This is a genomic window from Mycobacterium sp. ML4 (assembly GCF_054515735.1).
Map to the genome: position 1 here is coordinate 12042 of NZ_JBTNSY010000036.1, position 12952 is coordinate 24993.

The following is a 12952-nucleotide window of genomic DNA, read 5'->3' on the forward strand; positions in this document are numbered from 1 at the left end:
AGTGACGGTATGCAACGAAATATCTGGCCGTGAAGGGGTTACCTGATGTCGTACTTGACGACGCAACCGCAGCTGATGAGCGCAGCCGCCGAGAACCTGGCCGGCATCCGGGCCTCCCTCGCGGAGGCCAGCGCGGCCGCTGCCGGTCCGACCACCGGCCTGGCCGCCGCAGCGGCCGACGAGATCTCCGCGGCCGCAGCCCAGTTGTTCGGTGCGTTCGGTCAGGAATACCAGCAGGTCATCGGCCAGGCGACAGTGTTCCACGAGGAGTTCAACCGGGCGCTGGGGGCGGCCAGTCTCGCCTACGTCGAAGCTGAGGTCGCCAACGCGGCTCAGGTCCTCGGCGGCGCCGGCGGCGGATTCGGTGCGGCGGCCTCGCCGATCGAGGCGCTGCTTGCCCCGGTGCTTGCGCCGCTACAGCCGCTGCTGAGCCCCGTGCAGTCGCTGCTCGCGCCGCTGCAGTCGCTGTTCGGTGCGCCCGCGACTCCGACCGGCGGCGGCACCCCCGTCAGTGGGCTGCCCACTCCCACACGTACTTACGAACTAGGGCTGTTCATGACGGGCAGCGGGACGCCGATACCCTCCCTTGCCTACATGGACAGTGTTCGGCCGTGGGTCACCGCCGGATTCAACCTGAACAACCCATTGTCTTTCCCGCTGAACACGCCCGAAGGCCTGTACCCACTCACCCAAATCAAGGATCTACCGCTCAACCAGTCGATAACCACGGGTGTCCAAGCTCTACACAACGCACTGTTCTCACCCACCGGATACATCACCAACGATCAGAGCGTCTCTGTACTGGGCTATTCACAAAGCGCCATTCTCTCCTCGATCGAGCTGCGCAACCTGATCGCCTCGGGCATCACCCCTCAGCCTGATCTCCTGAGCTTCACGCTGCTCGGCAACCCGATGGCGCCCAACGGCGGCCTGCTGGCCCGCTTCCCGGGGCTGTCGCTGCCGGCCCTTGGCTTGGACTTCTACGGAGCTACGCCGGCAAATTCGGGTTACCCGGTCAACATGTTCTCGCTGCAGTACGACGGATACACCGACTTCCCGAAGTACCCGATCAACCTTCTGTCAGACCTCAACGCGTTCCTGGGCATCCAGACCGTGCACGGCGACTACCCGCAGATCGACCCGAACAACCTGCCGCCCGGCTACCACATGGTCGAGCTTCCCGTATCCCCCACGACGGCCGCGAACAACCTCGACCACTACTACATGATCACCAGTCCGGATGTGCCGTTGGTGTCGACGATCAAGTCGATCCCGTTCATCGGGACGCCGCTGGCAGACCTGTTGGGGCCGAACCTGACCTATCTGATCAACTGGGGCTACGGCGATCCGAACTTCGGATACAACACCGGCTACGCGGACGTGCCGACCCCGTTCGAAGTGCTGCCGCCCATCCCTGCCAACTTCGTCGGCGATCAGGTCGCGCTGGCCGGAGTGGGACTCAACGCATTCGCGCACGACCTCGGCGCACCGGCGCTGCCGTCGCCGGCCAGCCTGGCCAGCCTGGTGCCTGCCGGCGGCAGCGGCGGCCTGTCGCTGCCGTTCACGTTACCCGGCGCGACCAGCTCCCCGGTCAACAGCTTCTTCGACGCCATCAAGGCGGCCAACACCAACATCACCACCGCCATCACCAGTGCGACCGCCGACGCCTACGCGCTCGCACTGCCGACTACCGACATCCTGAACACCCTGGTGACCACGGTTCCGTCGTACAACCTGAACCTGTTCCTGGACGGAATCCAGCAAACCTTCAACGGTGACCCGATGGGGCTGTTCAACGCGATCGGCAAGCCGATCGCCGCCGATGTCGCCATCGGGACACTCGCCGCCGGGTTCGAGTACGTGGTCTTCAGTGACACGGTCAGCTCGGTGATCGGGGACCTCACCGGTACCGGATAGAGCCGACATCCACCGCTCGACTGGATATGGCCGAGCTCGGCGACGTCCCGCGCTACCAGATCCGCCGCTTGTGCGCGCTCGCCGACGTCGGCATGAGATGCCGCCGCCTGATAGCCCTCGGCGGTCAGCCCGTGCACTAGCGCATCAGCAGAAGCCGCATCAGCGACGTAATTCACCGCCACTGCCGTTCCTTCCGCGGCCAGCCGGCGCGCGACCGCAGCTCCGATGCCGCGACCGCTACCGGTGACCAGTGCCCGCTTGCCGGCCAGCCGTGCTGCTTCAGCGATGACGACTCCCTTATCCCGGTCAATCCGACCAAACAAACCGCCTAGCGTTAGCGGCTGGTCACCAGAGCGACAATTCGGACGAAATATTCCGCTTAGTGCTACGGTGAGTGATGACCGGCCTGTCGCAGGTCCGGGCCGGGCCGTCGGGAAGGTGCAGCCGACGCGATGACGGGCGAACGCACACGGGCAAGGCGAGCACGCCGCGCGGTGCGACGTGACGCGCTGATGAACAGAGAAAGGATCTTGACGGTGGCCGCCCAACTGTTAGCCAGAAGGGGGCCAAGTGTTCCACTCGCGGAGATCGCTGAGGCGGCAGGTGTCGGCGTCGGCACGCTGTATCGCGGATATCCCGACCGAGATGCGCTGCTGCGCGCCTTACAGCTGCGCGGGTACGAAATGCTCGTTGCGGTGCTCGACCACATCGCGGAGTCCGGACTGACCGGAGCCGACGCGGTGGAAACCTTCCTGGGCGAATGTCTGAATCTGGGCGACCAGCTGGTGCTCCCGCTGCGCGGAGCCGCTCCACTCCTCGACGACGCCGCGATCGAAGCCCGCGGTCGCATCAACGCAGCCCTGGAGCGACTGCTGGCCGAAGGCCGGGCACAGGGCAGCGTGCGTGCCGGCGTTAATGGCACCGACATCATCATGTGCGGCGCGATGATCAGCCAACCGTTGCCGCACGGCCCCGGCTGGTCGGCCATCGCACGCCGGCATATCCGTATTTTCGTCGACGGCATCCGGGCGCCCGGTGGCCAACCGCTGCCCGCCCCGGCGGTTACCCAAGACGACATCGAGGCGATGTTTCGTGCCGACGCCACAGCGCGAGCGCCAGGGACTCGCGGGAACAGCGGTCAGTCGTCCCAAACCGGTTAAGGAGTCAGATATGGCAAAGAAGATCATCGCGGTCACCGGAGCAACCGGTTCGCAGGGTGGTGGACTGGCCCGTGCGATCCTCGATGCGCAGCAAAGCGGTGCAGAGTCCGGGGCGCAGGCGGCTGGAAAATTTGAGGTGCGCGCCATCACCCGCAATCCCGACGGCGCAAAGGCGCGAGCATTGGGCGCGGCCGGTGCGGAAGTGGTGGCAGCGGACATGAATGATGTCGCTTCGTTGACTTCTGCCTTCACCGGAGCCTACGGCGCCTACTGCGTGACCGACTACTGGCAACATATGGATCCGGCCATTGAGGACGCTCAAATCCGCGCCGTGGCCCATGCGGCCAAAGAAGCCAGGTTGTCGCACGTAATTTGGTCGACGTTGGAGGACACCCGTCTGCAGATTCCGCTCGACGACGACCGGATGCCGACGTTGATGGGCAAGTACAAAGTCCCGCACTTCGATGTCAAGGCGGAGGCCAACAAGTACTTCCGCGACCTTGGTGTTCCCACGACATTCCAGCACCCACCGGCTTATTGGGACAACTTCCTCACGATGCTGGCGCCCACGAGAGGATCGGACGGCAGGTTGGCGCTTACTCTGCCGATGGGCGACAAGAAGCTCGCCGGAATCGCCGCCGAAGACATCGGCAAGTGTGCCTACGCCGTATTCCAACGCGGCGAAGAGTTCATCGGCAAGTCGATCGGCATCGCCGGGGAGCAACTGACCGGTGCGCAGATGGCAGCCGCGATGAGCCGCGCGCTGCGCGAAGACGTCGTCTATAACGCCGTCACCCCCGACGTTTTCCGGTCCTTCGATTTTCCGGGCGCCGACGACATCGGCAACATGTTCCAGTACTACGCCGACTGCGAAGAGGAGTACTGCGCTTTCCACGATCCGGAGTTCACCCGGTCACTTAGTCCCGAGGTCCAGACCTTTGAGCAGTGGCTGCAAGAAAATGCCGCTCACATCGGGCGCGTCTGACGACATCGGATCGTCTGAATCTGCAAATGCTCCCAATCAGAAATTTCGGGCCAGCACTCACGCGAAGCGACCAAGCCAAGTGGTCAGCGCGTACAAGCCGGCGTAGGTACCGACGGCGATGGCAAGCACGCCCAACAACCGCCAGCGCGCCCGCCGCACTCCGGCGATGCTGCACTGGTCGCGGCGGCGAAGCGTCCACCACACCAGCAGCACCAGCACGGCCAGACCACCAAGCCGGAACCACCACGCGTAATTGTCATACAGATTGTTCGCCCACACGAACGCCGTTGCGGCGCTAATGACTCCGATCATCGCGAGGGCAGCCGGGCCGACACAGCACAGGATGCCGACCGTCCCGCCGACGACGCCGATCCGCCACATCGGCACGTCGGTGGACCGGCGTACCTCGGAAAGCTTTATTCCCGCTCGCCTTCTATCTGCACCCCGCGCCAGAACGCGACATGATCCTTGATCTTGCGCGCCAGCAGGCTTGGTTTCGGGTAGTACCAGCCGGCGTCGGCATTGACATGCCCGTCCACTGTCACGTCGTAATAGTGCGCCATGCCCTTCCACGGGCACAGCGACTCGGTCTTGCTCTCGGTGAGGTACTCGCGTCGCAACGACTCCGGCGGGAAGTAATGGTTGCCCTCCACCCGAACGGTGCGCGGCGCTTCGGCGAGCACCGCGCCATTCCATACGGCTCGAATCATGTTGACAGCAACCGGATCACACGTTGCGCGCTTGCAGCTTCGGAGTCGCGGGATCCAGCCCCCACGCCAGGACTCGCCGCGGATGGATACGGATCATGGCACCATTGTCGGTGGACAGCGCCTCACCTTCCCCACGGATCTCCAGCCCGCGCGGATGCCAGGGATCGATGCTGGCGAGGTCATCGAGCACCAACGACACTTTGTGATTGTCTTCCACGTTTCGCAGTTTGCGACTTCCCGCCATCGCTTTCCCGCCGATGTCGATGGTGTCCAGTTCGGCGTTGTACGTGAATCGGACCGGCCGGACTTGCGGGGATCCCTTGGGGGTCACCGTCCCGAGCCGACCGAGCCGTTGGGTGGACATGTACTCGAGTTCGGTGTCGGTGAATACCGCCATCGGCGTTGCTCCTTAGCTCGGGTGGGCGGGGGGTCCGGGACAGAAAACGAAGCGGAGTGGCGCCAGTGTAGGAGCGAACAGCCTTGCCGGTCAATGATGCTCAGCCAAGGTATTCCTCGTCGCTGACCTGTTCCAGCCAATCGACGAAACGACCGTCGACCTCGTCCTGAATGGCGATGTGGGTCATCGCTGAGCTGGAGGTGGCTCCGTGCCAGTGTTTGATCCCGGCGGGGGTCCAGATCACGTCTCCCGGCTTGATCCGGTGCCTGGCGCCACCCCACTGCTGCACCCACCCGGTCCCCTCGGTGACGATCAGCCGTTGTCCCGCTGGGTGCGTGTGCCAGACGCTGCGAGCACCTGCGGCGAAAGTGAGTTGTCCGCCATGGGCTTTCGAGGAACCAGCCGGCCCGAAGAGTTGCTTCAAGGTGACGTCGCCGGTGAAGAACTGCACCGGCCCGTGCATGGTCGGGCGATCGCCCTCATGAGTGATCTGCATTTCCGGCTCGTGTTCGTGCATGACCTGCCCTCCTCCGGTGAAAGTTACCGGTATAGAGGATAGGGACGCGCGGCCTAGGGTTCTAGCACAACTTTCCCGAGCACGCCGCCGTCGTCCAGGCACTGCAGCGCGGCGCGGGCTTCCGACAGCGGATAACGCTGCGGCGGAGGCGGTTTCAGCCCGAGTGACACCAGCTGGTTGAGGCCCGAGGAGAACAGCACCGCGGACCCGGGGACCTTGTTCAGGTATTCGCCCCATGCCACGCCCAGCACGCCGATGTTACGCAGCATCAACCGGTTGACCGTCAGTGTCGGGACGCTGCCCGTAGCGAATCCGATCACCAGCAATTTACCGTCGATCGCCAGCGCCTGAATGGCGTCGTCGAAGGTGCGTCCGCCGATCGGATCCACCACGATGTCGACACCTTGCCCGTTGGTGAACCCGCGAACCCGCTCCACCCAGCCGTCCGCCAGATGCAGCACCTGATCGGCGCCCAGCGCGGTGACGTAATCGAGAGCCGTTTCACGGTGCACCACACCTATCACCTGGCTGGCGCCCATCGCCTTGGCGATCTGCACAGCGGCGGTGCCCACCCCGCCGGCCGCACCCAGAACCAGCACGGTTTGGCCCGGGCGCATGACAGCCCGGCGCGACAGCGCGAAATACATGGTGTTGTAGTTCACCAGCAGCGACACCGCTTCGGCGTCGTCGAGTTCATCGGGACTGCGAATCACGTTGGACACCGGGACGGCTACTTGCTCGGCATAGCAGCCCAGCACACCGAACCCCGAAACGCGTTCCCCGACACGGAAACCCGAGTCGGACGGCGCCGACCGCACCACACCGGCGCATTCCATGCCCGGCACGAAGGGCGGCGGCAACTTCAGCTGATACTTGCCTTTGGTCAGAAGCAGATCCGGAAAACACACGCCGGCCGCGCGTACCTCGATGACGATGTTGCCACTGTTATCGGGTACGTCGTCGATATCGCCGTAGATAATGCCGGACGGGCCTGAAAGCTCCTGTACGACCGCGGCTTTCATGAAAGTTAGAGCTTGAATCCAGCTTTTTGCGTCGCTGACAGGTCGGTGATCTCGCCCCAGTGATCGGCCACATCCTGAACGGTCGGCGGCTTGTCGAAATTGACCCCCTCATTCTGGAACAGCGCCACGCGTTGTACCTTGCCGCCGCCGACCACGAACACCGAGGCGTTGTCCGGGCACTCCTCGGTGCACAGGTAAGCCACCACCGGCGCGACGAACTCCGGCGTCAGCTTCTCCAGCACCTCCTTTGGCATGATGTCCTCGGTCATCCGGGTAGCCGCGATCGGAGCGACGGCGTTGGAGTGGATGTTGTATTTTGCGCCTTCGAGTGCCAGCGTGTTGATCAGCCCGACCAGTCCGAGTTTCGCCGCGCCGTAGTTGGTTTGGCCGAAGTTGCCGAACAACCCACTGGTGGAGGTCGCGACCACGACACGGCCGTAGCTCTGCTCCCGGAAGTGCGGCCACGCGGCGCGGATCACGTTGTATCCACCGTAGAGGTGCACCTTGAGGACGGCGTCCCAGTTCTCCGACGTCATCTTGTGGAAGGTGCCGTCGCGCAGGATCCCGGCGTTGCTCACCACGCCGTGCACGGTCCCGAATTCGTCGAGCGCGGTCTTGATGATGTTGGCGGCACCGTCGGCCTCGGCGACGCTGTCGTAGTTCGCGACCGCACGTCCCCCGCCGTCCCGGATCTCCGCGACCACCTGGTCGGCCATCGCCGATCCGCCGCCCGTACCGTCGCGGGCACCACCGAGGTCGTTGACGACGACGCTGGCGCCCTCGCGGGCCAGGGTGAGGGCGTATTCGCGGCCAAGTCCTCCACCGGCACCGGTGACGACGACGACGCGATCCTGCACTCCGGGCATCAGGTTCCTCTCTACTGGTCTGCTGGCTATCAGGGTGAAGCGCCAGCACCAGGGACCCGGTGCCGGCGCAGACGAAATTCGGGCTAGAAGAGCTTGCGCGCCAGCTTGAAAGCCCGCTCGGTGTAGGGCGGATAGATCATGCTGGAGAAGTCGGGGCGGGTCGGCTTGGTCAACACCGACTTGCGGTGACTGAACTCGTCGAAGCCCCACTTTCCGTGATAGGCACCCATACCCGAGGAGCCGACACCGCCGAACGGCAGTTTGGCCGTCGACACCTGGAAGGCGAGGTGATTGATCAGCATGCCGCCGGCCGGCACCTCTTTGATGAAGCGTTCGCGGGTCGCCTTCGACTTGGTGAACAGGTACGCCGACAGCGGCTTGGGCCGGGCGTTGATGAAGGCGATCGCCTCGTCCAGGTTCTTGACGGTGAGCACCGGCAGGATCGGCCCGAAGATCTCGTTCTGCATCAACGGCCCGTCCTGAGCCGGGTCGACGACCACGGTGGGCTGGATGCGCAGACTGGACGGGTCGCACTTGCCGCCGACGGCGACCTTCGAGGTGCCGTCGGATTCCGCCTCCGAGAGGTAGCCACTGAGCCGGTTGAACTGCCGCTCGTTGACGATGCGCATCCCGGTCGGGTTGTCCTTGGAGCGAAACTTGGTGATCGCGGCGCCGATCTTCTCCACCAATTCGTCGCGGATCGACGCGTCTGCCAGCACGTAGTCGGGTGCGACGCAGGTCTGGCCCGCGTTGAGGATCTTTAGCCAGGCGATCCGCTTGGCTGCGACCTCTACGTCACCATCGGCGGCCACCACCACCGGACTCTTGCCACCCAGTTCCAGCGTGACCGGGGTCAGATGGGGTGCGGCGCCCTGGTAGACCTTGCGGCCGATCTCGGTGCCGCCGGTGAACATCACCCGGTCAAGTCCCTGCGCGATCAGCTCCTGACTCACCATGCCGTCGCCCTCGACCACCGCAACCGCGTCGTTGTCCAGGTACTTGGGCACCAGCTCTGCCATCAGATGCGACGAGGCGGGTGCCAGTTCGGAGGGCTTGAGGATGACCGCGTTACCGGCGGCCAGCGCTCCGACGGCGGGGCCCAGTGTCAGATAGAACGGGTAGTTCCATGCGCCGATGATCAGCACGGTGCCGTACGGCTCGTACTCCACCCAGCCCCGGCCCGGCAGCTGGGGCGCCTCCAGCAGCAGGTACTTGCGGCGCATCCACTTCTTGAGCTTCTTGGCCGCGTACTTGGCCTCACCCGCGGTGGTGGCGATGTCGGCGATGAATGCCTCGACCTGATTGCGGTCCAGGTCCTCAGCCAGGGCAGCGGCGATAGCGGGTTCGTTCTCCTCGGTCAGCTTCTGCAACTGCTGCAGCTGCTGTTTGCGCCACTCATAACTGCGGGTGCGGCCGGTGGCGAAGGTCTTACGGAGTCGGGCCACGGTATCGGCGACGCTCGGTTGAGTGGCCGCATGCCCATTGGCGGGCGTGGTTGCGGACTTCGGCAGGGAATCGGTGGTCATCGTTGTCCTTCCTTCCCCGAGGTGCCCGCAGCCGGACGCGCGCGGTCGCTCATCGGTGATAACCGCGATCCTAGTCATCCGGCCCTGACTGCAATAGGACGGCAACCGGAAAGATCCGGTCAGGACTTGTTTGCGACCACGAAGCCGTTCTGGAACGGCCCCTCGTCAGCCTGAGGCGGCCGGCCCAACCGGATCGCCTCCGCGCGGGCGCTGACCGATTCGGTGGCCCAACCGTGTGCGGCGAACCAGTCGGCCGGATCCGGTCGGCCCTGGTCGTCGAACCACAGATCGAACGGATCGAAAGAGACGTCTTCACCGCGCGCTGCACGCCTGGCCCGCAACTGCGCCCACCGCTCCTGGGCCTCCTGACGCCGCCGCGCGTCGACGCCGAAGATCTCCACGGCGACCCGGCTGCCCGGCCCGCTCAGCGCGTCGACCGAGGCGAACATGGACTCCTGCGCCTCGGCAGGCAGGAACGGCAATAGCCCCTCGGCCAGCCAAGCCGTCGGGCCGTCGGCGTCGAACCCGGCATCGCGCAGCGCTTGCGGCCAGTCGTGGCGCAGGTCGACGGCCACCGCCCGACGCTCGGCGCGGGGGGTTGCGCCGTGGCCGGCCAGCGTCTGCGCCTTGTAGTCCAGCACCTTCGGCAGGTCGATCTCGTAGACCGCGGCACCTGCCGGCCAATCCAGCCGGTAGGCCCGGGAATCCAGCCCGGCCGCCAGAATCACCACCTGGCGGATACCGGATGCGGCGGCATCGGCGAAGTACGCGTCAAAGAAATGCGTGCGGACGGCCTGGTAATCGATCATCTGCTGGGAGTCCACGGTGTAGGCGCCGTCCCCCTCCGGTCCGTTGTCCGGCTCCGGTGTCCACCATGCGGCGACCTGCTCGCGAACGCCTGCCAGCTCCGGCGTCGAGACCAGAAGCTCTGCGAACTCGTCCCTGATCAGCGGGGCGTCGCTCGCGGTCTCGGCGGCTCGGGCCAGCGCAACCATCACCGCGGTGGCACCGACGCTTGTCGCAATGTCCCAGGAATCGTCCGCGGTGCGCGGCACTACAGTCGCTCCGCCGTCACGAACTCGGAGAAGGCGTCTTTGTCATCGGCCATCGGGACCTCGGCGACCCAGCGCCCCCGTCGCTGCATCTCGGCTGCCGAACCGACGGCGGTTGCCCGCCAGCCGTGGTCGTTGAGCCAGTCGGCGACCGGCGCGCGATGTTCGTCGCGGTACATCAGCTCGCCGACGTCAATCGTCTCCTCGAGACCGATCTCCTCGGCGATCTTCTTGAACCGCGCCCGCATCTGCTCGCGCCGCTCATCCGCGTGCGAGGCCGCGGTTTCGGCGGCGACCCGGCTACCCGCGGGACTCAGTTCACCGATCAAGGCGAACAACCTGTCCTGAGCCTCGGCGGGCAGATACATCAGCAGGCCCTCGGCCAGCCACGCCGTCCGGGCACCGGTGTCGAACCCGGCCTCGCGCAACGCGGCCGGCCAGTCCTGCCGAAGATCGACGGCCACCGCGCGGCGGTCGGCCGACGGCGTCACACCGTTGTCGGCCAGGGTCGTGGACTTGTACTCCAGCACCTGCGGCTGGTCGATTTCGAAAACAGTGGTGCCGGCCGGCCAGTCCAGCCGGTAGGCACGCGAGTCCAGACCCGACGCCAGTATGACCACCTGCCGGATGCCCGCTGCGACGGCATCGGCGAAGAAGTTGTCGAAGAAGTTCGTGCGGACGGCCTGGTAACCGCGCATGTGCCGGACCATCGCGGCGGCTTCGGCGTCCAGCGTCTCGACCTTCGCCGCGACGGCCGGGTCGAGCATCGCCTCCCACAACACGCCCGCATTGGCGTTGGTCACGAGCAACTTGGCGTACGGGTCGCGAATCATCGCGTCAGGCTGTTCGGTTTCCACGGCCCGGGCCGCGGCGACCATCACCGCCGTGGCACCGACGCTGGTTCTGATGTCCCAACTGTCGTCGTGGCTTCGCAGTGTGCTCATTCGCGTACTCCTCGGATAAGTCTGCTGGTAACAGCTTTCTCAATCAGGTCGTGCGGTACCGGTCGGCCCGTGATAGGGCCCGGCGGTCTCCACGGCACACACATATGCCAGCCGGCGCCGGCCGTCCGTAGCGAGGGCGAATCGAGATCAGCCATGTCCCGGCCATGCTACCTAATAAGTTAGGCAACCTATACGCTTTGTGCATCAGGTCACCGCCGCTCAGACCTGTGTCCTCCACAGGCTGCCCGCGATCAACTGCCGCAGGGTTCCGAGGATGTTTTCCACTTCCGGGTAACTTCCCACAAAACCGGAATAGAACCCCACGCCGCAAAGAATCATCAGCAACGCCTCAGCCAGGGCGCCCGCGTTGGTATCCGGAGCCAGTTCGCCGCTTGCGATGGCTTCGTTGACCGACGACACCAGGAATTCCCGGGTGGTCGGCACCGCGTCGTTGTCTTCCCGCTGCAATTCGGGATGACGCTGGGACTCCAGCACGGCGGTGGCCAAGAAGGCCGCTGTACCCGGATTGTGGGCGTCCGCTTCCATTGCCACTGCGATGAAGGCGGCGAGCCGTCCGGCGAGGGTCGCCTCGCAGCGAGCGCGTTCGATCCCGGCAGTGACGACGAGATCGTTGGTCCGGTCTGCCACTTCGGTGTAGAGCACCCGCTTGCTGGCGAAGTAATGATTGATCGCCGGCCGGGTCAGATCGGCACGGACCGCGATCGCCTGGAACGTCGCCCCGTCATATCCACGCTCGCTGAAGACCTGACGCGCGGCGCGCACAATCCGCTTTCGTGTGTCATCGGCTTTAGCCGCAGGAGGGCGCCCGGGCCCCCGACTAGCCAGTTGAGGCATCCCTAGAGTGTGCCACCGCCATGGTGCGGCATCAGAGCGTTCGGCGGGATGCTACGGAACTTGCCAGCTTGGTAGTCCTCCAACGCCTCGATGACCTCGGCACGGGTGTTCATCACGAACGGTCCGTAGTGGAACACCGGCTCCCGGATCGGTCGCCCACCCAAGAGCAACACGTCCAGCGCCGGCGTCCTATCCGGGTCTGCAGCCACCGTGATCCGGTCTCCCGGTCCCAGGACCGCGAGCTGGCCCTGCCTGACGGGGTGGCCGACCGGGCCGACCGTGCCCTGCCCGGACAGTGCGTATACCAGGGCATTGAAGTCGGGGCTCCACGGGATGTTGAGGCGCGCACCAGGTTCGATAGTCGCGTGGGCCATTGTGATCGGCGTGTGAGTGGCTCCGGGTCCGCGGTGCCCGCCGATGTCGCCCGCGATCAGGCGGATCAGCGCTCCGCCGTCGCCGGATGACAGCAGCGTCACGTCGGTGCCGTCGATGGCCTGGTACCGAGGTGCGGCGAACTTGTCACGTTTTGGCAGGTTCACCCACAACTGGACACCGTGGAAGAGGCCGCCGCTGGTGACCATCTCAGCGGGTGGGGTCTCGATGTGCAGGATTCCCGATCCGGCCGTCATCCACTGTGTCGCCCCGTCGCCGATCAGGCCTCCGCCACCGTGCGAGTCCTGATGAGCGAATTTTCCGTCGATCATGTACGTGACGGTTTCGAAGCCGCGGTGCGGATGCCAGTCGGTACCGCGCGGCTCACCCGGTGCGTATTCGACCTCGCCCATCTGATCCATGTGAATGAACGGGTCCAGAGCGGCGGTGCTGACCCCCGCGAAGGCACGGACCACCGGGAAACCCAGCCCTTCGTAGCCCCGGGGGCCGGTGGTGACCGATCGGACGGGTCGTTCGGTGTCTGCGGGCAAAGCGGAACCGACTCTCGGCAACCTAAGGGTGTCTGCGGTGATAGCGGGCATCTGCGCCTCCTCAAATCGAGTTAACGG

The 12952-nt window shown here is 65.2% G+C and carries 14 protein-coding genes and 1 pseudogene; 3 read left to right on the forward strand and 12 right to left on the reverse strand.

From position 1 onward, the window contains the following. Nucleotides 1-45 precede the first annotated feature (45 nt). Nucleotides 46-1917, forward strand: a complete 1872-nt coding sequence (locus ACX9NE_RS27110; protein ID WP_459364718.1) for a PE-PPE domain-containing protein — start codon at nt 46-48, stop codon at nt 1915-1917. A gap of 35 nt (nt 1918-1952) precedes the next feature. Here ACX9NE_RS27110 and ACX9NE_RS27115 read toward each other — a convergent pair. Continuing rightward, nucleotides 1953-2465, reverse strand: a pseudogene (locus ACX9NE_RS27115) (SDR family NAD(P)-dependent oxidoreductase); the annotation flags it as partial. On the opposite strand from ACX9NE_RS27115, the gene ACX9NE_RS27120 reads away from it, so the two are divergent. Both ACX9NE_RS27120 and ACX9NE_RS27125 read left to right on the forward strand, forming a co-directional pair. Beyond that, nucleotides 2454-3077, forward strand: coding sequence for a TetR/AcrR family transcriptional regulator (locus ACX9NE_RS27120; RefSeq protein ID WP_459364719.1), 624 nt, complete (start codon nt 2454-2456; stop codon nt 3075-3077). The pseudogene ACX9NE_RS27115 and the gene ACX9NE_RS27120 overlap by 12 nt on opposite strands. Nucleotides 3078-3087: 10 nt before the next feature. Beyond that, nucleotides 3088-4062 (forward strand): NmrA/HSCARG family protein, encoded by a 975-nt coding sequence (locus ACX9NE_RS27125; RefSeq protein ID WP_459377746.1) that lies wholly within the window; start codon nt 3088-3090, stop codon nt 4060-4062. A 57-nt stretch (nt 4063-4119) separates the two neighbouring features. Here ACX9NE_RS27125 and ACX9NE_RS27130 read toward each other — a convergent pair whose 3' ends face one another. From ACX9NE_RS27130 to ACX9NE_RS27180, 11 genes are all read right to left on the reverse strand, one after another. Then, nucleotides 4120-4443 (reverse strand): hypothetical protein, encoded by a 324-nt coding sequence (locus ACX9NE_RS27130; protein WP_459364721.1) that lies wholly within the window; start codon nt 4441-4443, stop codon nt 4120-4122. A 35-nt stretch (nt 4444-4478) separates the two neighbouring features. After that, a complete protein-coding gene (locus ACX9NE_RS27135; RefSeq protein ID WP_459364722.1) occupies nt 4479-4772 on the reverse strand; it encodes a DUF427 domain-containing protein in 294 nt (97 codons plus the stop codon). A 16-nt stretch (nt 4773-4788) separates the two neighbouring features. Then, a complete protein-coding gene (locus ACX9NE_RS27140) occupies nt 4789-5169 on the reverse strand; it encodes a PPOX class F420-dependent oxidoreductase (RefSeq protein ID WP_459364723.1) in 381 nt (126 codons plus the stop codon). A gap of 100 nt (nt 5170-5269) precedes the next feature. Then, nucleotides 5270-5686: a (R)-mandelonitrile lyase gene (locus tag ACX9NE_RS27145; protein ID WP_459364724.1), complete on the reverse strand. Its 417-nt coding sequence runs from the start codon at nt 5684-5686 to the stop codon at nt 5270-5272. Nucleotides 5687-5739: 53 nt separating this feature from the next. Further along, nucleotides 5740-6708 carry an NADPH:quinone oxidoreductase family protein gene (locus ACX9NE_RS27150; protein ID WP_459364725.1) on the reverse strand — a complete coding sequence of 323 codons (969 nt, stop codon included), beginning with the start codon at nt 6706-6708 and terminating at the stop codon, nt 5740-5742. A gap of 5 nt (nt 6709-6713) precedes the next feature. Next, a complete protein-coding gene (locus tag ACX9NE_RS27155; RefSeq protein ID WP_459364726.1) occupies nt 6714-7574 on the reverse strand; it encodes an SDR family NAD(P)-dependent oxidoreductase in 861 nt (286 codons plus the stop codon). An 83-nt stretch (nt 7575-7657) separates the two neighbouring features. Further along, the gene (locus ACX9NE_RS27160) at nt 7658-9100 is read right to left on the reverse strand and encodes an aldehyde dehydrogenase family protein (RefSeq protein ID WP_459364727.1); all 1443 of its coding nucleotides are present in this window, start codon (nt 9098-9100) and stop codon (nt 7658-7660) included. A 119-nt stretch (nt 9101-9219) separates the two neighbouring features. Then, nucleotides 9220-10095, reverse strand: coding sequence for an SAM-dependent methyltransferase (locus ACX9NE_RS27165; RefSeq protein ID WP_459364743.1), 876 nt, complete (start codon nt 10093-10095; stop codon nt 9220-9222). Between the two features lie 59 nt (nt 10096-10154). After that, nucleotides 10155-11096, reverse strand: coding sequence for a class I SAM-dependent methyltransferase (locus ACX9NE_RS27170; RefSeq protein WP_459364728.1), 942 nt, complete (start codon nt 11094-11096; stop codon nt 10155-10157). A 219-nt stretch (nt 11097-11315) separates the two neighbouring features. Continuing rightward, the gene (locus ACX9NE_RS27175) at nt 11316-11951 is read right to left on the reverse strand and encodes a TetR/AcrR family transcriptional regulator (protein WP_459364729.1); all 636 of its coding nucleotides are present in this window, start codon (nt 11949-11951) and stop codon (nt 11316-11318) included. Nucleotides 11952-11953: 2 nt separating this feature from the next. After that, entirely contained in the window at nt 11954-12925 is a 972-nt protein-coding gene (locus tag ACX9NE_RS27180) for a pirin family protein (RefSeq protein WP_459364730.1), read from the reverse strand. Nucleotides 12926-12952: the final 27 nt, after the last annotated feature.

Bases quoted from the DNA above. Each gene is read 5' to 3' on its own strand.
- ACX9NE_RS27110 (WP_459364718.1), top strand. From the start codon at position 46: ATGTCGTACTTGACGACGCAACCGCAGCTGATGAGCGCAGCCGCCGAG.
- ACX9NE_RS27125 (WP_459377746.1), top strand. From the start codon at position 3,088: ATGGCAAAGAAGATCATCGCGGTCACCGGAGCAACCGGTTCGCAGGGT.
- ACX9NE_RS27130 (WP_459364721.1), bottom strand. From the start codon at position 4,443: ATGTGGCGGATCGGCGTCGTCGGCGGGACGGTCGGCATCCTGTGCTGT.
- ACX9NE_RS27135 (WP_459364722.1), bottom strand. From the start codon at position 4,772: ATGATTCGAGCCGTATGGAATGGCGCGGTGCTCGCCGAAGCGCCGCGC.
- ACX9NE_RS27140 (WP_459364723.1), bottom strand. From the start codon at position 5,169: ATGGCGGTATTCACCGACACCGAACTCGAGTACATGTCCACCCAACGG.
- ACX9NE_RS27145 (WP_459364724.1), bottom strand. From the start codon at position 5,686: ATGCACGAACACGAGCCGGAAATGCAGATCACTCATGAGGGCGATCGC.
- ACX9NE_RS27150 (WP_459364725.1), bottom strand. From the start codon at position 6,708: ATGAAAGCCGCGGTCGTACAGGAGCTTTCAGGCCCGTCCGGCATTATC.
- ACX9NE_RS27155 (WP_459364726.1), bottom strand. From the start codon at position 7,574: ATGCCCGGAGTGCAGGATCGCGTCGTCGTCGTCACCGGTGCCGGTGGA.
- ACX9NE_RS27160 (WP_459364727.1), bottom strand. From the start codon at position 9,100: ATGACCACCGATTCCCTGCCGAAGTCCGCAACCACGCCCGCCAATGGG.
- ACX9NE_RS27165 (WP_459364743.1), bottom strand. From the start codon at position 10,095: ATGGTTGCGCTGGCCCGAGCCGCCGAGACCGCGAGCGACGCCCCGCTG.
- ACX9NE_RS27170 (WP_459364728.1), bottom strand. From the start codon at position 11,096: ATGAGCACACTGCGAAGCCACGACGACAGTTGGGACATCAGAACCAGC.
- ACX9NE_RS27175 (WP_459364729.1), bottom strand. From the start codon at position 11,951: ATGCCTCAACTGGCTAGTCGGGGGCCCGGGCGCCCTCCTGCGGCTAAA.
- ACX9NE_RS27180 (WP_459364730.1), bottom strand. From the start codon at position 12,925: ATGCCCGCTATCACCGCAGACACCCTTAGGTTGCCGAGAGTCGGTTCC.